This is a genomic window from Devosia sp. (assembly GCF_014860165.1).
Taxonomy (GTDB): domain Bacteria; phylum Pseudomonadota; class Alphaproteobacteria; order Rhizobiales; family Devosiaceae; genus Devosia.
The window spans coordinates 1-21173 of record NZ_JACZKG010000038.1 but is presented as its reverse complement, the minus strand read 5'-3'; the positions used below and the strand labels follow the sequence as shown (position 1 = coordinate 21173).

Annotated in this window: 24 protein-coding genes; 14 read left to right on the top strand and 10 right to left on the bottom strand. The window is 64.4% G+C overall.

The genetic code is table 11. The features are described 5' to 3' along the window. Nucleotides 1-11: 11 nt before the first annotated feature. On the bottom strand, nucleotides 12-1235 hold the full coding sequence (locus tag IH615_RS08715) for an argininosuccinate synthase (RefSeq protein ID WP_291361424.1): 1224 nt from the start codon (nucleotides 1233-1235) through the stop codon (nucleotides 12-14). A 129-nt stretch (nucleotides 1236-1364) separates the two neighbouring features. Here IH615_RS08715 and IH615_RS08710 point away from each other — a divergent pair, with 129 nt between their 5' ends. The 3 genes from IH615_RS08710 to IH615_RS08700 all read left to right on the top strand — a co-directional run bounded on the left by IH615_RS08710 (nucleotide 1365) and on the right by IH615_RS08700 (nucleotide 3394). Then, a complete protein-coding gene (locus tag IH615_RS08710) occupies nucleotides 1365-1832 on the top strand; it encodes an Lrp/AsnC family transcriptional regulator (RefSeq protein WP_291361423.1) in 468 nt (155 codons plus the stop codon). A gap of 66 nt (nucleotides 1833-1898) precedes the next feature. Then, nucleotides 1899-2546 (top strand): LysE family translocator, encoded by a 648-nt coding sequence (locus IH615_RS08705; RefSeq protein WP_291361422.1) that lies wholly within the window; start codon nucleotides 1899-1901, stop codon nucleotides 2544-2546. Further along, the gene (locus IH615_RS08700) at nucleotides 2546-3394 is read left to right on the top strand and encodes a 23S rRNA (adenine(2030)-N(6))-methyltransferase RlmJ (protein ID WP_291361421.1); all 849 of its coding nucleotides are present in this window, start codon (nucleotides 2546-2548) and stop codon (nucleotides 3392-3394) included. Before IH615_RS08705 ends, IH615_RS08700 begins: the two co-directional genes overlap by 1 nt. A 40-nt stretch (nucleotides 3395-3434) precedes the next feature. On the opposite strand, the gene rlmN is transcribed toward IH615_RS08700, so the two are convergent. The 4 genes from rlmN to thpR all read right to left on the bottom strand — a co-directional run bounded on the left by rlmN (nucleotide 3435) and on the right by thpR (nucleotide 6668). Then, nucleotides 3435-4643: a 23S rRNA (adenine(2503)-C(2))-methyltransferase RlmN gene (gene rlmN, locus IH615_RS08695; protein ID WP_291361420.1), complete on the bottom strand. Its 1209-nt coding sequence runs from the start codon at nucleotides 4641-4643 to the stop codon at nucleotides 3435-3437. 136 nt (nucleotides 4644-4779) lie between these two features. Next, nucleotides 4780-5283, bottom strand: coding sequence for an invasion associated locus B family protein (locus IH615_RS08690; RefSeq protein ID WP_291361419.1), 504 nt, complete (start codon nucleotides 5281-5283; stop codon nucleotides 4780-4782). Nucleotides 5284-5371: 88 nt separating this feature from the next. Next, nucleotides 5372-5893 (bottom strand): invasion associated locus B family protein, encoded by a 522-nt coding sequence (locus IH615_RS08685; RefSeq protein ID WP_291361418.1) that lies wholly within the window; start codon nucleotides 5891-5893, stop codon nucleotides 5372-5374. A gap of 235 nt (nucleotides 5894-6128) precedes the next feature. After that, on the bottom strand, nucleotides 6129-6668 hold the full coding sequence (gene thpR, locus IH615_RS08680; RefSeq protein WP_291361417.1) for an RNA 2',3'-cyclic phosphodiesterase: 540 nt from the start codon (nucleotides 6666-6668) through the stop codon (nucleotides 6129-6131). Nucleotides 6669-6865: 197 nt separating this feature from the next. On the opposite strand from thpR, the gene IH615_RS08675 reads away from it, so the two are divergent. From IH615_RS08675 to IH615_RS08665, 3 genes are all read left to right on the top strand, one after another. Further along, a complete protein-coding gene (locus IH615_RS08675; protein WP_291361416.1) occupies nucleotides 6866-7636 on the top strand; it encodes a Bax inhibitor-1/YccA family protein in 771 nt (256 codons plus the stop codon). Between the two features lie 100 nt (nucleotides 7637-7736). After that, nucleotides 7737-8234, top strand: a complete 498-nt coding sequence (locus IH615_RS08670) for a GNAT family N-acetyltransferase (protein WP_291361415.1) — start codon at nucleotides 7737-7739, stop codon at nucleotides 8232-8234. Between the two features lies 1 nt (nucleotide 8235). Next, on the top strand, nucleotides 8236-8787 hold the full coding sequence (locus tag IH615_RS08665; protein ID WP_291361414.1) for a GrpB family protein: 552 nt from the start codon (nucleotides 8236-8238) through the stop codon (nucleotides 8785-8787). Between the two features lie 21 nt (nucleotides 8788-8808). On the opposite strand, the gene IH615_RS08660 is transcribed toward IH615_RS08665, so the two are convergent. The 4 genes from IH615_RS08660 to acnA all read right to left on the bottom strand — a co-directional run bounded on the left by IH615_RS08660 (nucleotide 8809) and on the right by acnA (nucleotide 13727). Then, nucleotides 8809-9156: a DUF2794 domain-containing protein gene (locus IH615_RS08660; RefSeq protein WP_291361454.1), complete on the bottom strand. Its 348-nt coding sequence runs from the start codon at nucleotides 9154-9156 to the stop codon at nucleotides 8809-8811. A 328-nt stretch (nucleotides 9157-9484) separates the two neighbouring features. Then, nucleotides 9485-10222, bottom strand: coding sequence for a thioredoxin family protein (locus tag IH615_RS08655; RefSeq protein ID WP_291361413.1), 738 nt, complete (start codon nucleotides 10220-10222; stop codon nucleotides 9485-9487). 34 nt (nucleotides 10223-10256) lie between these two features. Then, nucleotides 10257-10841 carry a GNAT family N-acetyltransferase gene (locus tag IH615_RS08650; RefSeq protein WP_291361412.1) on the bottom strand — a complete coding sequence of 195 codons (585 nt, stop codon included), beginning with the start codon at nucleotides 10839-10841 and terminating at the stop codon, nucleotides 10257-10259. 213 nt (nucleotides 10842-11054) lie between these two features. Further along, nucleotides 11055-13727, bottom strand: coding sequence for an aconitate hydratase AcnA (acnA, locus tag IH615_RS08645; RefSeq protein WP_291361411.1), 2673 nt, complete (start codon nucleotides 13725-13727; stop codon nucleotides 11055-11057). Between the two features lie 169 nt (nucleotides 13728-13896). On the opposite strand from acnA, the gene ccmA reads away from it, so the two are divergent. From ccmA to IH615_RS08620, 5 genes are read left to right on the top strand one after another with little or no spacing between them, the layout of a single operon-like run. Next, nucleotides 13897-14544, top strand: a complete 648-nt coding sequence (gene ccmA / locus IH615_RS08640; protein ID WP_291361410.1) for a heme ABC exporter ATP-binding protein CcmA — start codon at nucleotides 13897-13899, stop codon at nucleotides 14542-14544. Next, complete coding sequence (ccmB, locus tag IH615_RS08635) at nucleotides 14541-15194, top strand: heme exporter protein CcmB (RefSeq protein WP_291361408.1); 654 nt, start codon at nucleotides 14541-14543, stop codon at nucleotides 15192-15194. Before ccmA ends, ccmB begins: the two co-directional genes overlap by 4 nt. A gap of 11 nt (nucleotides 15195-15205) precedes the next feature. Then, the gene (locus tag IH615_RS08630) at nucleotides 15206-15961 is read left to right on the top strand and encodes a heme ABC transporter permease (protein WP_291361453.1); all 756 of its coding nucleotides are present in this window, start codon (nucleotides 15206-15208) and stop codon (nucleotides 15959-15961) included. After that, nucleotides 15958-16101, top strand: a complete 144-nt coding sequence (gene ccmD / locus IH615_RS08625) for a heme exporter protein CcmD (protein WP_291361407.1) — start codon at nucleotides 15958-15960, stop codon at nucleotides 16099-16101. Before IH615_RS08630 ends, ccmD begins: the two co-directional genes overlap by 4 nt. Further along, on the top strand, nucleotides 16101-16640 hold the full coding sequence (locus tag IH615_RS08620) for a DsbE family thiol:disulfide interchange protein (RefSeq protein ID WP_291361405.1): 540 nt from the start codon (nucleotides 16101-16103) through the stop codon (nucleotides 16638-16640). Before ccmD ends, IH615_RS08620 begins: the two co-directional genes overlap by 1 nt. A 117-nt stretch (nucleotides 16641-16757) precedes the next feature. On the opposite strand, the gene IH615_RS08615 is transcribed toward IH615_RS08620, so the two are convergent. Continuing rightward, entirely contained in the window at nucleotides 16758-16961 is a 204-nt protein-coding gene (locus tag IH615_RS08615; RefSeq protein WP_291361404.1) for a DUF1674 domain-containing protein, read from the bottom strand. 94 nt (nucleotides 16962-17055) lie between these two features. On the opposite strand from IH615_RS08615, the gene htpX reads away from it, so the two are divergent. The 3 genes from htpX to IH615_RS08600 all read left to right on the top strand — a co-directional run bounded on the left by htpX (nucleotide 17056) and on the right by IH615_RS08600 (nucleotide 21061). Beyond that, nucleotides 17056-18039, top strand: coding sequence for a zinc metalloprotease HtpX (htpX, locus tag IH615_RS08610; RefSeq protein ID WP_291361402.1), 984 nt, complete (start codon nucleotides 17056-17058; stop codon nucleotides 18037-18039). 9 nt (nucleotides 18040-18048) lie between these two features. Then, nucleotides 18049-19350, top strand: coding sequence for an RsmB/NOP family class I SAM-dependent RNA methyltransferase (locus tag IH615_RS08605; RefSeq protein ID WP_291361401.1), 1302 nt, complete (start codon nucleotides 18049-18051; stop codon nucleotides 19348-19350). Between the two features lie 112 nt (nucleotides 19351-19462). Then, nucleotides 19463-21061 (top strand): heparinase II/III family protein, encoded by a 1599-nt coding sequence (locus tag IH615_RS08600; protein ID WP_291361399.1) that lies wholly within the window; start codon nucleotides 19463-19465, stop codon nucleotides 21059-21061. Nucleotides 21062-21173: the final 112 nt, after the last annotated feature.

Genomic DNA, 21173 nt, shown 5'->3' with positions numbered 1-21173 from the left:
AGCGAATGAACTCAGCCCCGCGCCTTCTTGTTGCGCGCCGCATAGGTCTTGAGACGCAGTCCGTTGAGGCGGATGAAGCCTTCGGCATCCTTGTGGTCATAGGCCACCGCGCCCTCTTCGAAGGTGACGAGGTCCATCGAATAGAGCGAATAGGGCGAGGTGCGGGCGATGACCGATGCGCTGCCCTTGTAGAGCTTGACGGTAACTTCGCCGGTGACGAATTGCTGGCTCTTGTCGATCAGCGCCTGCAGCATTTCGCGCTCGGGGGCGAACCAGAAGCCATTGTAGATCAGCTCGGCATATTTGGGCATCAGCTCATCCTTGAGATGGGCCTCGCCGCGGTCGAGCGTGATCGATTCGATGCCGCGATGCGCCACCAGCATGATCGTGCCGCCGGGCGTCTCGTAGAGCCCGCGCGACTTCATGCCGACAAAGCGGTTTTCCACCAGATCGAGCCGACCCACGCCATGCTTGCCGCCCAGCTCGTTGAGCTTGGTCAGGAGCGCCGCAGGCGACAGCTTGACGCCATTGACCGAGACCGGGTCGCCCTTCTCGTAGCCGATGGTGATGATCTCGGGCTCGTTGGGGGCCTTTTCCGGATCGACGGTGCGCTGCGCCACATAGTCGGGCGCCGGCACGGCCGGGTCTTCCAGCACCATGCCTTCGGACGAAGTGTGCAGCAGATTGGCATCGACCGAGAACGGTGCCTCGCCGCGCTTGTCCTTGGCGATCGGAATCTGGTTGCGTTCGGCATAGGCCAGGAGCTGCGTGCGGCTGCGCAGGTCCCATTCACGCCAGGGCGCGATCACCTTGATGGCGGGATCGAGCGCATTGGCGGTAAGTTCGAACCGCACCTGGTCATTGCCCTTGCCGGTGGCGCCATGGGAAATGGCATCGGCCCCGGTTTCCTGGGCGATCTCGACCAGCCGCTTGGCGATCAGCGGGCGGGCGATCGAGGTACCCAGCAGATAGACGCCTTCATAGACCGCATTGGCGCGGAACATCGGGAACACGAAATCGCGCACGAATTCCTCGCGCAGGTCCTCGATGCGGATATCCTTGATGCCGAACATCTCGGCCTTCTTGCGCGCCGGCTCCAGCTCCTCGCCCTGGCCCAGATCGGCGGTGAAGGTCACCACCTCGCAATCATAGGTCTCCTGCAGCCATTTGAGGATGATCGACGTATCGAGCCCGCCCGAATAGGCCAGCACGACCTTCTTGATGTCTTTTGCCATGGAAAATCCGCTCCGCGTTGATTTTGGCGACAGGATAGACCGGATATTGCGCAATGAACTTGCGATTATCGCAGGTTTGACGCAGTTTGTGGCATATTCTGCCACACAAATTCTGAAACGACGCACGACATGCCAGAAACGCTTGATGCCATCGATCGCCGCATTCTCAGAGCATTGCAGCGCAATGCCCGCATGTCCAATGTGGAGCTGGCCAATGAGGTGGGCCTGTCGCCCTCGCCCTGCCTGCGCCGCGTCAAGCTGCTGGAAGACCGGGGCATCATCGACCAATACACGGTGGTGCTCAACGGCCCGGCAATCGGCCTCGGGCTCACGGTCTTCGCCCGCATCTGGTTCAAGACGCAGGATGCCGAAACCACCAACCAGTTCGCCGAAACCGTGCGCAAGTTTCCGGAGGTGGCCGAGTGCTACCTCACGACAGGCGAATGCGACGCCATCATGCGCATCGTCACGGCTGATCTCCACGCCTATTGGCGCTTCCAGTCCGACTACTTGATGCGCATCCCGAGCGTCCAGAGCGTCAAGACCGACGTGCCCATGGAGACCATCAAGCGCAGTTTTGAGCTGCCGCTGGGCTGAGCGTCCCTCTCGCCTGCAACGAGCGGGCGCGTTATGGGTGACGCGCAAGCATCTCTGGAACCCGACATGCCCGCCTTCATCCCCGATCTTTCCGTCATCCTCGCCTTCGCGCTGGCCGGCTTTGTGCTGGCGGTAACGCCCGGTCCCGACATGGCGCTGTTTGTCTCGCGCACCATCAACTGGGGCCGCAGCCACGGCTTCGCCACCGTGCTCGGCGCCACCACAGGCATTGCCGTCCATACCATGCTGGTGGCCTTCGGCATTTCCGTGCTGATCGTCACCGCCCCCGCCGCCTTCTGGGCCCTCAAGATCGTCGGTGCACTCTATCTGATCTGGCTGGCCATCCAGGCGGTGCGCTCGGGTGGCGGCATCCTCGTGGTCAGGCAGGCCGGCAAGCAGCCCGGCTGGTGGCAGAGCTACATGACAGGGCTGGGCATCAACCTGACCAACCCCAAGGTCGCACTGTTCTTCGTGACCTTCCTGCCGCAATTCGTGTCCGCCGAAGACCCGGCCGCAGTGGGCAAGCTGCTGTTCCTGGGCGTCGAATTCATCGTCGTTTCGCTGCCTGTGGTCATTGCCATCGTGCTGTTCGCCGAATGGCTCACCAAGACGCTGCGTGAGCAGGCCTGGGTGGGCAAGGCCCTGAACTGGAGCTTTGCCGCCGTGTTCATGGCCTTCGCCGCCACGATCCTCTTGGCCGAAGGGCGCAAATAGTGAACTACCGCCACGCCTTCCATGCCGGCAATTTTGCCGACGTGGTCAAGCACCTGATCCTCGTGCGCATCCTCGAATATCTCAAGCGCAAACCCGCTGCCTTCCGCGTGCTCGACACCCATGCCGGCATCGGGCTCCACGACCTGGCTGGCGACGAGGCCGGCCGCACCGGCGAGTGGGTCGACGGCCTCGGCCGCTTGATGGAGCGCGGCCTCTCCGGCCCGGCGGCCGAATTGGCGGCGCCCTATCTCGATGCTGTCAGGGCACAGAACCCGGAAGGCGGACTACGCTTCTATCCCGGCTCGCCCCTGATCACGAGGCACCTGCTGCGCGAGCAGGACCGCCTCTTCGCCCTCGAACTGCATCCCGACGATGCCGAAAAGCTGCGCGAGAATTTTGCCGGCGACTACAAGGTCCGCGCCACCCATCTCGACGGCTGGGCGGCCCTGGGCACCCATCTCCCACCCAAGGAAAAGCGCGGCCTCGTCCTGATCGATCCCCCCTTCGAGCAGAAGGGCGAATTCGACCGCATGGTGTCCGGGCTGGTCAAAGCCCACCAGCGCTGGCCCGGCGGCATCTATGCCTTCTGGTATCCCGTGAAGGACCCGCACGAGATATCGGAATTCATCGACGGCCTGGAACGCACAGGCATAAGCAAGATCCTGCGCATCGAGCTGAACGTCCGCCCCTTCACCACCCCGCCGCGCCTGCATGGCACTGGCATGATCGTGGTCAATCCACCCTATGCGCTGGAAGAAGAGCTCAAAGTGCTGCTGCCCGAACTGGCCAGGCTATTGGCCGAGGACGGCAAGGGCCGGGTGCGGATGGAATGGGTGGCGGGGGAGTAGCGTGTCTTTCCCTTCTCCCCTTGAGGGAGAAGGGTCGGCCTCAAACCCCGGCCAGCGCGTCCCGGTCCTTCTTGCTCAGCCGCTCGCTCTCGCTCTTGAGCTGCCCACACGCCGCAAAGATGTCCCGCCCGCGCGGGGTTCGGACGGGGCTGGCATAGCCGGCCTTGTTGACGATATCGGCGAAGCGCTCGATGCGGCTTGAGGGCGAGGTGCCGTAATTGGCGCCCGGCCACGGATTGAACGGGATGAGGTTGATCTTGGCCGGAATGCCGGCCAATAGCCGCACCAGTTCGCGGGCTTCGGCATCGCTGTCATTGATGCCATCGAGCATCACATATTCGAAGGTGATGCGGCGGGCATTGGAGAGGCCCGGATAGTTGCGGCAAGCCTCGAGCAGTTCCTCGAGCGGCCATTTCTTGTTGATCGGCACCAGCACGTCGCGCAGGTCGTTGTTGGTGGCATGCAGCGAGATGGCCAGCATGACGTCGATCTCGCGCCCGGTCGGCTCGATGAACGGCACGACGCCAGAGGTCGAGAGGGTAATGCGGCGCTTGGAAAGGCTCATGCCGTCGCCGGCCGAGGCGATCAGCAGCGCCTGCTTGACGTTCTCGTAATTGTAGAGCGGCTCGCCCATGCCCATCATCACCACATTGGTGATGGCGCGGCTCTCGCCTGAGGGCACGAGGCCCCCGTCATCGGGCCGCACGCCGCCGGGAAAATCGCCCAGCCGCTCACGCGCCATCAGGATCTGGCCGAGGATTTCGCCCGCAGTCAGGTTGCGCACCAGCTTCTGCGTGCCGGTATGGCAGAACGAGCACGTGAGGGTGCAACCCACCTGGGAAGAGACGCACAGTGTCCCGCGATCCTGCTCCGGGATATAGACGGTTTCCACCTCGACCGGCGGATAGTGCGGATTGGCCGGGTCGCGGAAGCGGAACAGCCATTTGCGCGTGCCGTCTGATGACACCTGCTCGGTGACGATCTCGGGCCGGTCGAGCATGAAGGCGTCGGCCAGCTTCTGCCGCACCGGCTTGGCCACATTGGTCATCTTGTCGAAATCGGTGGTGCCATTGACATAGAGCCAGTTCCACAGCTGGCTGGCGCGCATGCGCGCTTCCTTGTCCGACGCAATGCCTGATGTGGTCAGCGCCTCGGCAAGCTGCGGCTTGGAGAGACCGATCAGCGACGGGCGGCTCGCCACAGGGGGGCGGACGGCAGTCGAATGGTCAAGGTTCAGCGCGATGCTCATGAGCGTGCGAAAGGTCCGAAGATGCAGGATTGGCGCGGCCAATAACACACCAGTGACGGTTACGCAAAGTCACCGTACCAGGAGGGAGGGATGCGGACGGCGCATCCACCAACTCGATTCGTGGTTAGGCGACGGCCTAGCAGCCGCTGCCGATCGACTGCTGGGCGGCGGTGGCGCCCGAGAGGGAATAGTTCTGCGTCACCTTGATGCCGGCGGCAGTCGTGCCCTCCACCACCATGCTGGAGCCAGCACGCATGGCGCTGGCGAGTTCGGCGGACTGCCCGGCATCGTCAAGCCAGGCGGCGTCGTTCTGGGTGAACAGGTTGAACACCTGCCCGCCGACATTGATCGTCGCCTTGCTGTCGGGCAGGAAGGCGAAACCGGCAACCAGGTTGAACTCGGTGGTGACGTTTTCGGCCGGACGATTGGTGACGTAGATATAGGCCTGGCTATAGCCATCGGGCGTCGGCGCGACGCTTTCGGGCTTGGTCATGGCAAAACAGACCGGTCCGGCCGCGTCATTGGCGGCATAGCTCGACCAGGCGCGATGCTCACCCAGCAGCCGCACCTGCTGGGCACTGGCTGGGACGGTGAGGATCAGGCTGGCGACCAGAGCGAGCGCCGCGGTGGACTTCAACATCAGGACCTCGCAGAAGCGAAAAAGGCGAAGGGCCTGTTCGGCCCGACGCCCAGATAGGGTTGATTGCCGTGATGGGGCAACCCAAAAATCATGCACAGGCAGCGTCGATGGCCTTCATCGCCGCGGTCGCGCCCGAGAGCGAATAGGTATCGACCGTATTGGTGCCGCGCTGGCTGGTGCCGCGGACCACCAGGTTGCTGCCGGCCTTGAAGGCCTGGACGAACCCGCCCTCGTCGCCGGTCGAGGCGAGCCAGGCGGCCGAGCCCTCGGTGACCATGGGATAGGACTTGCCATCGACGCTGGCGCTCGCCTTGGCGTCGGTGGCGTTGAACGGATAGCCAATAATGGTCTGCACCTCGTTCTTGGTGCCCATGCCTTTGCGGTGAATGATCATGAAGTGGATCGGGTCACGATTGGCACCGGCCGGCTCGCTGCTGGTCGGGGTCGCCGATACGTAGCAGATCACGCCCGACGCGTCCGTCGCCTGCCAGGCGGTCCAGGCATTGAAGGTGCCCAGCTCGGTCGCCTGCTGCGCCTGGGCTGCAGGAACCAGAGCCATGATCGCGCCGACCGCGAGCCCGAGTGCAAGGCCACCGGTTTTCGTCGTCATCGCCAATTTCTTCCTCATTCTTGAAGGTCCGCTATTGGGGAGAGCTGCCCGCGAAGTCTGCCCCGAACATGGTTACCAAGGTGTCAAACGCCGCCGCATCCGACTGAATTTGCTTCAATAGCAGGTTAATCGCGGCGGCAATTTGACGGCCACTATCGCGTTTGGTCCGGTTTGCGCCGTTGGGGTTAACATTGTGCTAACGCTAGCGTGAGCGATCAGGCCGCCAGAAGCACGCTTACGCGGCCAGGGGATAGCTCTGCTCCACCACATAGGGACCGCCGCCCACCGAATCCTTGCTCGAAAACAGCACGAACCGGCCGACCGGAAAGCTGAGCGGCTCGAACCGGCCGGCCTCGGCCATGAACCGCGCCACCTCCTCGGCGCCCGAACCGCGCAGCCGCGCCAGCGACACATGCGGCACGAATTTGCGCCCATCGGGCGGCAGACCGGCCCGCTGCAGCACCCGCTCCTGCGCCGCCTGCAGGCGGTTGAGCGCCTCGCTGGGCTCGACCCCGGCATAGAGCGCCCGCGGCTTGTCGCCGCCAAACGTGCCCAGATGGGTGAGCCGCACCGAAAAGCGCAGCGAATTGGAGAGCCGGTCGAGACTGTCAGCCACCTCGTCGGCGGTCTGGTGATCGACATCGCCGATGAATCTCAAGGTAATGTGATAATTCTCGGCATCGATCCAGCGGGCACCCGTCAGCCCGCCGCGCTTGAGAGAAAGCGCAAATCCAACATCGGCCGGTATTTCGAGGCCGGTAAAGAGCCGGGGCATGGGGCCCTCCTCTTCATAAGGAAACACGCGATTCGGCGTCGACCGTAGCACAGACCAACCACGCGGCCAGCCCATTCGTCGCCTCACGGCATGATCACTTGTAAACAACTGGCCCCGCATCCATATTGTGCGCAAGTGGCAAACCAATGCCCACCGGCGGTGCAAGAGACCGCATTATCTGGGAAAGGAAACCGACTATGGCTGAATATGACCGTCAGACCCTCGGTGCGCGGGCCGGCTCGGCCTTGGCCATCGACGAGGGCCTGCGCAGCTACATGCTGCGCGTCTATAATTACATGGGTGTCGGGCTCGTCGTGACCGGCCTGGCTGCCTGGTTCGCCGCCGCGGCCGCCATCACCACCGATCCGAATGCCGCCGTGGGCCAGCTTGCCAACGGCCAGTTGGTGACGCAGTGGGGCGCCCTGCTCTATGCCAGCCCGCTGCAGTGGGTCGTGATGCTCGCGCCGCTGGCTTTCGTGCTGGTGCTGAGCTTTGGCATCAACAAGCTCTCCGTGGGCGCGGCACAGGCCACGTTCTGGGCTTTCGCCGCCATCATGGGCGTGTCGCTGAGCTCGATCTTCCTGGTCTATACCGACGCTTCGATCGCCAAGGTGTTCTTCATCACCGCCGCGACCTTCGGTGCCATGAGCCTTTACGGCTACACCACCAAGCGTGACCTGACCCAGATGGGCAGCTTCCTGATGATGGGCCTGATCGGCCTGATCATCGCCTCGATCGTCAATATCTTCATGCAGTCCAGCATGCTCGAATTTGCGATCTCGGCTGTGGGCGTGCTGATCTTCGTGGGCCTCACCGCCTACGATACCCAGAAGATCAAGGAAGGCTACTCGGAGTCGTTTGGCGCCGACGTGCTGGCCAAGGGCGCCATCATGGGCGCGCTGAGCCTCTACCTCGACTTCATCAACCTGTTCCTGATGCTGCTCCGCCTGTTCGGCAATCGCGAGTAAGCAACGGATGGCTTGATCGCACGATCAAGCAATTTGGTTGGACGATATCGGGGACCGCAGCCTACAAGGGCTGCGGTCCCTTCTTTTTGCCGAAACACTCATGTCCGACCTTATCCTCCGCGCCTTTCAATGGTCCGATGTGCCCGCCATTACGGCCATCTACAGCCATTATGTCCGCAACACCGCCATCACCTTCGATACCGAAGTGCCCGGCGAAGAGGCGATCGCCGAGAAATATGCGGGCCTCAGGCGCCTGGGCCATCCGCTGATCGTGGCTGAGGAGGCTGGGAAGGTGCTGGGCTATGCCTATGCCAGCTTCTACCGCCCGCGCGCCGCCTATCGCTTCACCTGCGAGGATTCCATCTATCTCGATCCCGCGGCCACCGGGCGCGGGCTGGGCCGGCTGATGCTGACCGAACTCCTGGCCCAATCAACCGCCTTCGGCTTCAAGCAGATGCTGGCCGTCATCACCGCCGAAACCGCCAATTCCATCGCCATCCACGAAAAATTCGGCTTCGAGCGCGTCGGCTATTACAAGGCGGTCGGCTACAAGTTCGACCGCTGGCACGACATCGTGCACCTGCAAAAGGCGCTGTAGTTTGTCCGGCCCGGACGAAGGCGCTCTGCTGGGTCTCCGGCACAACCAGAATCGGCTGGTAGCGTACAACCCGGCTTGGGCAGCGGCGTTCGAGGCCGAGCGGGCCCGGCTTGTCAGCGCATTGGGCGCGACGGCACGAAGCATTGAGCACTATGGCTCCACCGCCGTGTCGGGCCTTCCTGCAAAGCCTATCGTGGACATTCTGGTCGGCGTGCTGCCGCTATCGGACTGGGTCAAGTGCCACGATCCGCTGCTGACACTGGGCTACGACTATGCCGAACATGCCGGCGTCCCTGGCCACCATATCTTTGGTCGAGGACGTGATCGGAGCGAGCGCACCCACCTTGTCCATGTAGTCGAGTTCGGCGGCGAAAGCTGGGTCTCCAACCTGGCCTTTCGCGACGCTTTGCGACGCGATGGACAGTTGCGGGACCGCTACCTCGCGCTCAAGGTGAAGGCCGTGGCCGCTGCCCCAGAGGGGCGCACTGCCTATAATGCGCAAAAGCAGGCATTTATTGACGCCGTGAAAGCTCGGCTGGTCGCCCCCGACTAGGCCGAGCACGTCTGGTACAGCTCATCCCACTACCGCCAATTGCGGATCGAGCAGGCGCAGCACCAAAGCCAGGTCATGCCCCCGCTTGAGGATGCGGCCCTGCTGGTTGGTCACCGCATATTGCCCCTGCCGGTTGCGCAGGCGCGGCGTCTTTTCGATGATGTAGAGTGGGCGCTCCGAGACCCGGGCATAGACGGAAAACACTGCCCGCTCGCGCAAGAAGTCCATGGCATAGTCGCGCCATTCGCCCTGGCCGACCTTGCGGCCATAGACGCTGAGAATGAGCTGCAATTCCTTGCGGTCGAAGGCGACGATGGCCGGGATCTTGGCCTGCGCCGGGCTCGCCGGACCATCGCCGGCATGCACCAGCGAGAGATTGACGGTCCTGTCGTTTGGCGTGCGGCCCTGCAAGATCTGATCGACTCCAAGCCCATCGGTGTCAACGCACTGTCATGATTGCGGGATTTGCCGGATGATGCAAGCGCGACCTGCGCTGCTGCAAATTCCCCAATTTGGTCACACTTTGTCCCCGCCCCCGCCAGAATGCGCGGTCAGCCTCTGGTCATTGCCTCCAGTGGCTGACATCCGGGCCGACCGAGCCCCCAAACCCAGAAGCCTGGGTGTCAGCCGCCCTTATTTTGAGTTGACCAGTCAGAACCTTTGCCCGTTCCTGCCCCCAGGAACGGGTTTTCTTTGTTCAGCGCTCGTAGGTCGCGGCGCCCAGGATCGGGCCGGGCAGCCCACCGTTTTCCTGCTGCACGATCACGGCAATGCCGGTGCTGCCATCGTCGAGAATTTCGGGCAGCGGCAGCTTGAGGCTGGCGCCGGTCGTCCCTTCCCACATGCCCAGCACCTGCCTGTCGGTCACCACCTGGGTATAGACCATGGACTTGCCGGCATTGTCGCCCGTGTCGATGGCCACATCGGCCCGGTCGAGATAGGTCACCATCCAGACCACCGCATCCTCGAGGCTGGTATTGGGCGGAATGCTCACCTTGAGCATGTCGCCGTCGCGGGCGATTTCCACCGCCAGTGGCAGCGCCGCCCCATCGAGCGCGCCATGCACCTCGCTGCGATGCGAGCCCACCACGCCCTTGGCGCCATTGACCACCATCTGCGGCGTGTAGATCCGCGACGATCCCCAGCTCTTGGCATAGGCCCGCTGCCGGTCCGAATATTCCTCACTGCCGAACGTGTCTTCCCAGCCCACATAGTCCCAATAGTCGACATGGTAGGCGAGCGCCACGACGTCACCCTCTTCGGCCAGGCCCGTCAGCAGCGCATCGGCGGGCGGGCATTGTGCGCAGCCCTGGCTGGTGAACAGCTCCACCACCGCCTTCGGGCGCGCGCGCATGCTTTCGGCACTGGTCGGTTGGACCAGGACAGCGAGCGTGACGATGCCCAGGACGGTGCCAAAGAGGGGTCTTGAGGTCATGGGCAAGGTTGTATGCCGGCCCCATCGAGACCTGCTAGTCAAAAGAGGGTGAGAGGCGAAGAATCTCCGGCCGGTGTTGCGACTGCCACGCCGCGCGGGTGATGGCATAAATGGTGGCGTCGAACTCGTCCTCGCCGTCGCGCAGCCGCGCTTCGTGGTCAAAGACCATGCCTAGCCGACGCATGACAGCGATGGAGCGATGGTTGGGCGTGTCGGCCATGGCGATGATGCGCTCGCGGCCAAGGACGTCGAAGCCATAGTCGAGCCAGGCACGGCCAGCTTCGGAGGCGTAGCCCTGCCCCCAATAAGCAGGGATCAGCCGCCAACCGACCTGGATGTCGTCTGGATACCATTGTTCCACGCCCAATCCTGCGGCGCCCAGAAAAGCCCCATCAGTCTTGCGCTCGATTGCCACCATTCCACCGGCATTTTTTCCGCCGCGATTGGCCTGGGCCATGACGGTCTCGGTATGATCAGGCGTCCAGGTGCCCCCGAGGAATTCCATCACCTTGGGATCAGCGCAGATCGCCTGGTAGAGCGGCACGTCCTCGCGCCGGAACGGTCGCAGGATCAGCCGATCGGTGATGAGAATGGGCTCGCCGCCCCATGGCTCAGTCATGTCATCACCCACCGCGTCATTCCGGCGAAGGCCGGAATCCATGTCCGTAGCATGCTGCCACATCCAGCGTGTGGATAGCCACCGCATGGATTCCGGCCGGAGCCTGTCCTCGGGCGCGAAGCGACCCGGGGTCGAAACGACATCGTGGGCGCTCCGCAAACAAAAATGGCGGCCCCGAGGGACCGCCACTTGCGACTGGAATGTGAGCGCTGCTTACGCGGCCACCAGGCTCCGCAGCACGTAATGCAGGATGCCGCCATTCTTGTAGTAATCGAGCTCGTTGGCCGTATCGATGCGGCAGCGGGTCTCGACATTGAGCACCGAGCCATCGGCACGGGTGATCTTGACGGTCACCATGGCGCGCGGCGCGATCTCGGTCACGCCTTCGATATCGACGGTTTCGGTGCCGTCGAGACCCAGGCTCTGCCAGCTCTCGCCGTCCTTGAACTGCAGCGGGATGACGCCCATGCCGACCAGGTTCGAGCGGTGGATGCGCTCGAAGGACTGGGCGATCACGGCGCGCACGCCGAGCAGGTTCGTGCCCTTTGCCGCCCAGTCACGCGACGAGCCCGTGCCATATTCCTTGCCGGCAAAGATCACCAGCGGCGTGCCGGCAGCCTGGTAGGCCATGGCCGCGTCATAGATCGCCATCTGCGAGCCATCGGGGCCCTTGGTATAGCCACCCTCTACGCCAGGCAGCATCTGGTTCTTGATGCGGATATTGGCGAAGGTGCCACGCATCATCACTTCATGATTGCCGCGGCGGGCGCCGTAGGAGTTGAAGTCGCGCGGGGCGACCTGGCGTTCCTCGAGATACTTGCCGGCCGGCGTGGTTGCCTTGAACGAACCGGCCGGGGAAATATGATCCGTCGTAATGGAATCGAGGAACAGCGCCAGCACCTTGGCCTTTTCGACATTGGTCACGGGCTTGGGCGTCATGGTCATGCCCTCGAAATAGGGCGGGTTCTGCACATAGGTCGAGCTTGAATTCCAGCCATAGGTCTCGCCACCCTCGATCTGGATGCCCTGCCAGTTTTCGTCGCCCTTGAAGACGTCGGAATAGCGGCCCTGGAACATCTCCTTGGTCACGTGCTTGCGCACGATCTCGGCGACCTCGTGGTTGGTCGGCCAGATGTCCTTGAGATAGACCGGCTTGCCATCCTTGGACGTGCCGATCGGCTCCTTGGTGATGTCGATCTTCATCGAGCCGGCAATGGCATAGGCCACCACCAGCGGCGGCGAGGCGAGGAAGTTCGCCTTCACATCCGGATTCACGCGGCCTTCGAAATTGCGGTTGCCTGAGAGCACCGAGGCGGCGACCAGGTCGCCCGACTGCACGGCCTTGGAGATTTCCACCGGTAGCGGACCGGAATTGCCGATGCAGGTGGTGCAGCCATAACCGACCAGGTTGAAGCCGATGGCATCGAGATCTTCCTGCAGGCCAGCCGAAGTCAGGTAATCGGTGACCACCTGCGAGCCGGGGGCCAGCGAGGTCTTGACCCAGGGCTTGCTGTCGAGACCAAGCGCCCGCGCTTTGCGGGCCACGAGGCCGGCGGCGACCAGCACCGAGGGGTTGGACGTATTGGTGCACGAGGTGATTGCGGCAATCACCACGTCGCCGTGGCCGATCGCATAGTCGGTGCCTTCGACCTGAACCTTGGGGTCGTCGGTCTTGCCGAATTCCTTGGGCAGGGCGGCGGCAAAGGCCGACTTGGCATTGTCGAGCGCGATACGGTCCTGCGGGCGCTTGGGCCCCGAGATCGACGGCACGACGGTGGTGAGATCGAGCTCGAGCGTCGAGGTGAAGACCGGATCGGGCGAGTTGGTCTCGCGGAACATGCCCTGGGCACGGCTATAGGCTTCCACCAGCGCCACGCGCTGCGGGTCACGACCGGAGGTGGTGAGGTACTTCAGCGTGTCGCTATCAACAGGGAAATAGCCGCAGGTGGCGCCATATTCGGGGGCCATATTGGCGATGGTCGCCTGGTCCTCAAGGCTCAGGTAATCGAGGCCCGGGCCGTAGAATTCGACGAACTTGCCGACCACGCCCTTCTTGCGCAGCATTTCGGTGACCGTCAGCACGAGGTCGGTGGCGGTAATGCCTTCATTGATCCGGCCGGTCAGCTTGAAGCCGACGACTTCAGGGATCAGCATGGTGATCGGCTGGCCCAGCATGGCAGCCTCAGCCTCGATGCCGCCCACGCCCCAGCCGAGTACGGCGAGGCCATTGACCATGGTGGTGTGCGAGTCGGTGCCCACCAGCGTGTCCGGATAAGCGACGGTCTCGCCATTCTCGTCCTTGGTCCACACGGTCTGCGCCAGGTATTCGAGGTTCACCTGGTGGCAGATGCCGGTGCCGGGGGGCACGACGCGGAAATTGTCGAAGGCCGACTGGCCCCAGCGCAGGAATTCGTAGCGTTCGCCATTGCGCTCATATTCGAGCTCGACGTTCTCGCCAAACGAGGTGGGCGTGCCAAAGCTGTCGACCATCACCGAGTGATCGATGACCAGGTCCACCGGCACCAGCGGGTTGATCTTCTGCGGATCGGCGCCGAGCTTGGCCGTGGCATCGCGCATCGCGGCCAGGTCAACCACGGCGGGCACGCCGGTAAAGTCCTGCATCAGCACGCGCGCCGGGCGGTAGGAAATCTCATGGTCGGACTGGCGGGTCACCAGCCACGTCGCCACCGCCTCGATATCGGCCTTGGTGACGGTGCGGTTGTCTTCGAAGCGCAGCAGGTTTTCCAGCACCACCTTCATCGAATGCGGCAGCGCCGACACGCCCTTGAGCCCGTTCTTCTCGGCTTCGAGAATGGAATAATAGGTATAGGTCTTGCCGCCGACCGTGAGGGTCGATTTCGACTTGAAGCTGTTTACCGAGGTCATGGTTTCCGCCCTAATCTGTCGTTGCGGCAGGCGCGCCGGCCGGGTCGGAAACCGCCCGAAACCGCTCAACAGCGCTGCCCTTGCTGGAATGACTCCAAACTATAAGGGCTTATAGAGAAAGACGAATGGGCTTGCCAGCCTTGCCTGTGGTTCAATACGAGAAGGGGTCATGACATCTAGGCAAGTCTTCCCCCCGCTCAGCCTGCGCGCCACCGGCCTCGTCTGCGGGCGTGGCGGCATGGCGCTGACCCGCGAATTGACGGTTTCGGTCGCCTCGGGGCACTGCCTGCTGCTGCGCGGACCCAACGGGGCGGGCAAGACCACTTTGCTGCTGACACTGGCCGGGGTCATTCCGCCGCTCGCTGGCGGGTTCGCGCTTGAGGCCGCCGATACCGAGCTGCAGAACCTGCACTATTGCGGCCATCGCAACGCCATCAAGCCGCGGCTCAGCGTCCTGGAAAACCTCGACTTCTGGCGCGCCGTCAATGGCGGCACCGGCGAGCCGGTTGAGGCGGCGCTCGATGAGGTCGGCCTCGCGGCGCTGGCCAATCTCGATGCCGGCTATCTCTCGGCCGGACAGACGCGCCGGCTGGCTCTGGCGAGGTTGCTGGTCAGCCACCGCCCCCTCTGGCTGCTGGACGAGCCCACCGCGGCGCTCGATATCGAGGGCCACGACCTGGTGACGCGGCTGCTCGACCGACATCTCGACATGGGCGGCTTTGCCATCGCAGCCACGCATGACCCCATTACCCTGCCCGACCCCGCCCGCATGGAAACCCTGGTCCTGGGAGCCAGAACTGCTGGAGCCTCATCATGACGGCCTTCCGTGCCATGCTGATCCGCGAACTGCACCTTGCGCTGCGCGGCGGCGGCGACATGCTGACGCTGGTGCTGTTCTTCGTCATTGTCGGCGCCATCGTGCCCTTCGCGGTGGGTCCGGACCGCGAACTCCTGGCCCGCATCGCCCCCGGCGTGGTGTGGATCGCGGCGTTCCTCGCCATGCTGCTGGGCCTCGACCGCCTGTTCCGCCCCGATCATGAGGATGGCTCGCTCATCCTGTTGCGCCAGGCCGAATTGCCGCTCAGCGCCGTGGTTGCCGCAAAGTTGATCGTGCATTGGGCGGTGTCCGCCCTGCCGCTGATCGTCGCCAGCCCGTTCGTGGCCATGCTGCTGGCCATGGATGTGGCAACCTTCTGGCGGACGCTGCTCTCCCTGCTGCTGGGCACCCCGGCTTTGGCCGCCTTTGGCGCGGTGGGCGCCGCGGTCACCGTGTCGATCCGGCGCGGCGGGCTGATCGCCCCGATCCTCATCGCGCCGCTCTCCATTCCCGTGCTGATCTTCGGCACCGGCAGCATCACCGCCACCCAATCGGGGGCCGCTCTGCTGTTTCTTGCGGCATTGAGCCTCATGGCCACGGCGCTGTCTCCCTTTGCCGCCGCCCTTGCGATAAGTTCAGGCGAGGACTAGAGCCCATGACCATGGAAACCACACCCAAGCAGAGCTGGTGGAGCCGCATCGCCCATCCGGGGCAGTTCGTCATCTGGACGCGGCCGCTGCTCTGGCCGCTCACGATCCTGACGGCCTTGCTGTTCGTGGCCGGGCTCTGGTTCGCCTTCTTCAATTCGCCCGAGGACTACCAGATGGGCGACACCGTGCGCATCATGTATGTCCACGTGCCCAATGCCTGGCTCAGCCAGTTCGTCTATGCCGTGATGTCCGTGTCGGCTTTGGGCACGCTGGTCTGGCGCCATCCCATGGCCGATGTCTCGATGAAGGCCGCCGCGCCGCTGGGCGCCCTGTTCACCGCCCTGGCTCTGTTTACCGGCGCCCTCTGGGGCCGCCCGACCTGGGGCACGTTCTGGGAATGGGACGGGCGCATGACCTCAACCCTCGTGCTGCTGCTCATCTATCTCGGCATCATCGCGCTGTGGCGGGCCTTCGACGACCAGCTGCGCGCCGCCCGGGTAATCGCCGTGTTCACGCTGATCGGGGCGGTCAACATCCCCATCATTAAGTTCTCGGTGGATTGGTGGAGCACTTTGCACCAGCCGGCCAGCGTCTTCCGCCCCGACGGGCCCCGCATGCCGGGTTCCATCCTGACCCCGCTCTTTGTCATGTTCTTCGCCTTCACCTTTTTGTTCCTGGTGCTGCACCTCAAGGCCATGCATACCGAGGTCAAGCGCCGCCGGGTGATGACGCTGCAGCGCCGGGCCGCGCAGGGGTTGGGCGCATGATCGATCTGGGACCACATGCCGTCTTCATCGTCTGGACCTATATCGGGGTCGCCCTGGGCGTGGCTGGGCTGATCGCCTGGACGCTCTATGATGCCCGCGCCACATCACGGAAGCTGGCTGCCCTGGAGAGCCGCCGCTGATGCGCTACATCCTGTTCGGCCTGCCGCTGCTCGCCCTGATCGCGCTGGTGGCCGTGTTCGCCTTCTCGATCGACCGCGACCCTAACCTGGTCCGCTCGGTGCTGATCGACAAGCCCGCGCCCGCCTTCGCGCTGGATGCCGTGCCCGAACTGGGCGTTCCCGGTTTTGACACCGCATCGCTCAAGGGCGAGGTTACCGTCGTCAACGTCTTCGCCTCCTGGTGCATCCCCTGCCGCGACGAGCACCCGCTGCTGATGGCCCTCAACCAGATCGAGGGCCTGCGCCTCTTCGGCATCAACCAGGCCGACGCGCCGGAAAATGCCCGGGCGTTCCTGGCCGAACTGGGTAATCCCTATGACGCCGTCGGCGCCGACCGCGACCGCCGCGTCTCCATCGACTGGGGCGTCTATGGCGTGCCGGAAACCTTCGTGGTCGATGCAGAGGGCATCATCACCTTCAAGCATGTCGGCCCGCTGACGCCGGAGACCGTCGAGACCGAGCTCCTGCCGGCGATCGAGAAAGCGCGCAAAGCCACCTGAGCTCTCCCTTCCATCGTCATCACCCGGCTTGTCCGGGTGATCCATGTGCCGAGTTTGTGGGGAGATTGATTGCCCGGACAAGCGGGGCAATGACGGCGTTCACGGGAGGAGGCCCCATCAAAAATCGCTCGTGAGCCCCTTGATCTCCCAGTCGCCATAGCGGCCGGGCTCAAGCCCGCCGCGGCCGCCCTGCTCCTTGGGGGCAAACGCCCCCTTGGCGTCGATCTCGGCGCGCCGCGCCCTCGCCTCATCAAGCGCCCTCTTGGCCGCTTCGCTCAGGGGTGGGCGCGGGGCCTCGCTCACAGTCTCGTCGTCGCTCATGGAATCATCCGCATTACGATTTGGTCATGCCGCTTGCATGGAACCGCGATGCGCCCAACATAATTGCCTGAGAACGCGAACCCAAGGGCTCCAGATGTTCAATATGTTTCGTACCGGCGTTTTGATCGCCGCGCTCACCGCGCTGTTCATGGTCGTGGGCTACTTCATCGGCGGCACGTCCGGCATGATGATCGCCTTCGCCTTTGCGCTGGTGACGAACCTGTTCGGCTACTGGAACTCCGACAAGCTGGTGCTGCGCATGCAGAATGCCGTGCCGGTCGAGCGCTCCCGCGTGCCCGAACTCTACGACATGGTCGATATCCTCTCGCGCAAGGCCGGCATCCCGACGCCGGCGGTCTATGTCATCCAGTCCGACCAGCCCAATGCCTTTGCCACCGGCCGCAATCCGCAAAACGCCGCGGTTGCCGTCTCGGCCGGGCTGCTGAAACATCTCGAAACGCGTGAGGTCGCGGCCGTCATCGCCCACGAACTGGCCCATATCCGCAGCCGCGACACCCTGACCATGACCATCACCGCCACCTTTGCCGGCGCCATCTCGGCCCTGGCCCAGTTCGGCCTGTTCTTTGGCGGCGGCAATAACCGCGACAATCCGCTGGGCGGCATCGGCGCGCTGCTGATGGTGTTCCTCGCGCCCGTGGCGGCGATGGTCGTGCAGATGGCCGTCAGCCGCACCCGCGAATACGAGGCCGACAAATCCGGCGCCGAGATTTCGGGCGATCCGCTGGCCCTGGCCTCGGCGCTGCACAAGATCGCCACTTTGGCGGGCCGCCAGGTCAATGTCGCGGCCGAGCGCAACCCGGCAATGGCCCATATGTATATCATCAATCCCCTGTCCGGGCAGCGCATGGACAACCTGTTCTCGACCCATCCGGACACTGGCAACCGCATCGAGGCGCTACGCAAGCTTGCAGCTTCGATGCAGGTGGACGATAAGGGCCGCAGGCCTCAGCCTCGCCCGCAGCCGGTTTCGACCGGTCGCGACATCGGTGGCGGCTGGCGCGTGCCGACCGTCGGACGGACCGACGGGGACGGCGGACAACGCGGCCCCTGGGGATAAAGAACAAGCGTGGCGCATAACAAACCTGATCCGGCGGGGCTCAAGCTCCGCCTCGTTGCCGCACAGCGACTCAAAGCCGTGCTGGCTGGCGAAAACTTCTCACCGCTGACCGCGGCCGACCTGGCCGATGGGCGCGACCGCGCACTGGCCAACCGACTGATCACCACCGCTCTGCGCCGCCAGGGCCAGCTCAATTTCATCATTCACACGCTGCTCGACAAAGGCATGCCCGGCAAATCGGGCTCCTTCGAAGCGGTCCTGCGCCTGTCGCTGGCGCAGCTGGTCTTCCTGCCCGACCTGGGCGCCCACAGCGCCCTGTTCCTGGCGGTCGAAGCCACCAAGCGCGACCCCAAGGCGCGGCATCTGAGTGGCCTGATGAATGCCGTTTTGCGCAGTGCCCAGGCCAATTCGGCCAAGTTCGGCATGCTCAGCGATGACCTGCTGATTCCCGATACCTTTGGCGACACCTGGCTGGAGGCCTATGGCGAAGCGGCCATCGACGCCTTCTCGACCGCCTTGCTGGCCGGCGCTCCGCTCGATCTGACCCTCAAGACCAATGATCCGGACCTGATCGACCAGCTCGGCGCCGAGCCGGTCATGGCGGACACCGTCCGCATCGACCAGCGTGACCGCCCGGTGGAAGCCCTGCCTGGCTATACCGAAGGCCTCTGGTGGGTACAGGACGCCGCCTCGGCCATTCCGGCCCGCCTGCTCGGCGCCATCAAAGGCGGCCGGGTGCTCGATCTCTGCGCCGCACCCGGCGGCAAGACGGCGCAGCTGGTCAAGGCAGGCTATCGCGTGACGGCGCTCGACAGCGACGCGACCCGCATGGAGCGGCTCAAGCAAAACCTGGCCCGGCTCGATTACTCTGCCGAGACCGTCGTCGCCGATGCCGGCAATTATGCCCCGGCTTCGCACTATGATGGCGTGCTGCTCGACGCCCCCTGTTCGGCCACCGGCACCTTCCGCCGCCACCCCGAGGTCATCTGGCACCGCTCGGTGGGCGATGTCGCCGGCCGCGTGCGGCTGCAGCGGGCGCTGCTGACCAATGCCTTCCGTTGCCTTGATGCATCGGGTGTGCTCGTCTATTGCGTCTGCTCACTGGAACCGGCCGAGGGCGAAGGCCAGGTCGATTGGGCGCTCGACTCGCTGCCCGGCCTCGAACTCTGGCCGGTGACAGAGGCCGAGCTTCCGGGCCTCGAAACCGCCGTAACGGCACGCGGCCTGGTGCGCACCCATCCGGGCATGAACCCGGGCGGTCGCGCCGGCGGCATGGACGGGTTCTTCGTGGCGCGTTTCCGCCGCCGTTGAAAAAACAAACTGATGGTGCCGTTGGGGAAGGGCGCCAAACGGGGAATGGTCGTTTGACGGGCAGAAAAGAGGCAACGCTGGCGCATGACGCATGGCGGGAGTGGGCACGCTGATGGCGTTGCCGCTGCCCCAGGCGCTGCGCCGTTTCGCCCTCGGTCTGGCCGACACGGTGGTAACCCTGCCCATCCTGCGCTGGACCTGGCGCGGGCTGGCCGACGACGCCTTTGCCGGTGAACTGCCCGAATTCCGCCCCGCCGACCGCGAGGCCGTCCGCGACATGATGTCGGGGCGCTACCTCCTGGCCAGCAAGCTCATCGAAACCGGCGGCGCCTCGCCCTTCAGCCTCGATGTCGATCATCTCGACTGGTGGCTCAACCTGCACGGCTTCTCCTGGCTCCGCCACTTCCACGACCTGCGCGACCCCGGCGAAAAGCGCTTCGCCCGCATGCTGGTGCTCGACTGGATCGGCCGCGAGGGCAGCTTCCAGCACGATACCTGGACCCCCACCCTCACCGCACAGCGCGTGCTCAACTGGCTGCGTCACCTGCCCCTGCTGCTCGATGGTGCGACGCCGCCCGAGGCCAAGACCGTGCAGCGCGTGCTGGGCGCCCAGATCCAGAGCCTCAAGATCCGCGGCCCCCTGTCGAGCGACCCCGCCGATGCGCTCTTTGCCGCCATTGCCCTGCTCGGCGCCGAGCATTGCGAACAAGGCGACAAGACCGACGTGCCGGGCAAGGTCGAGCGCCTCAATGCGATCCTGGCCAGCCAGCTCGACGCCGATGGCCTCCACAAGTCGCGCAATCCCCGCCTGCAGCTGCAATTGCTCGTCGACCTCGTCAGCATCCGCCGCATCGCTGCGGGGGTGAAGTCGGAAGCCGGCAACGAACTGGGCGCCCAGATCGACCGCATGCACGAAGCGCTCGATGCGCTGACCCTGTCGAGCGGCGAACCGGCCTATTTCAACGGCTGCGGGCACCTGCCCCATGATGTGCTGATCGCCATCCAGGCCAATGGCCCGGGCCGCAGGCGGCGTTCCATGCTGCTGGGCGGCTATGGCATCCTGCGCGACGGCGATGCCGTGGTCATCGCCGATTCCGGCCTCGTGCCCGGCCCGGGGCTGGCCGCAGACCTTCACTCCAGCGCGCTCGCCTTCGAATTCTCCCATGGCAGCGAACTGATCCTAGGCTCCTGTGGTCCGGCTCCAGCCGATCTGCCCGACAGCAAGGCCCTGTTCCGCCAGGGCGTTGCCCATTCCGGCCCCACCATCGATGCCGAGGATGCCATTGGCAGCAGCACGCCGGTGCTCAAGCTCGACACCGCCGACCATCTGCTGACGCTGGCCACATCAGGCTATGCCAAGCGGTTCGGCGTGACCCTGGAGCGGAACCTGACCCTGCTGTCGGAGGGCACGACGCTGGTCGGGCAGGATCGCATGCTGGCCAGTGGCACGCCATCGGGCCTCCTTGCCATCCGCTTCCATCTCGCCCCCGGCGTCATGGTGCGCCGCAACCGCGGCGAGGGCATCGTGCGGCTGGTACTGCCCAATGGCGCCGTCTGGAGCTTCCTCTGGGAGGGCGCCCAGTTCCGGGAGGAAGAAAGCGTCCGCCAATCCGCCTATGTCGGCTTCCACAAGACGCGGCAACTGGTGCTGGAGGCAGACGTCGCCGCCGATGCCGAAGTCGCCTGGATCTTCACGCTCGAGCAGGCGTAATCGCCGGAAGATCAGCTCCTTCGCCTCCCTCCCCCTTGAGGGGAGGGACCGAGGGTGGGGATCCCTCGGTTCATCACTGAACGACTCCCTCCCCAGCCCTCCACTCAAGGGG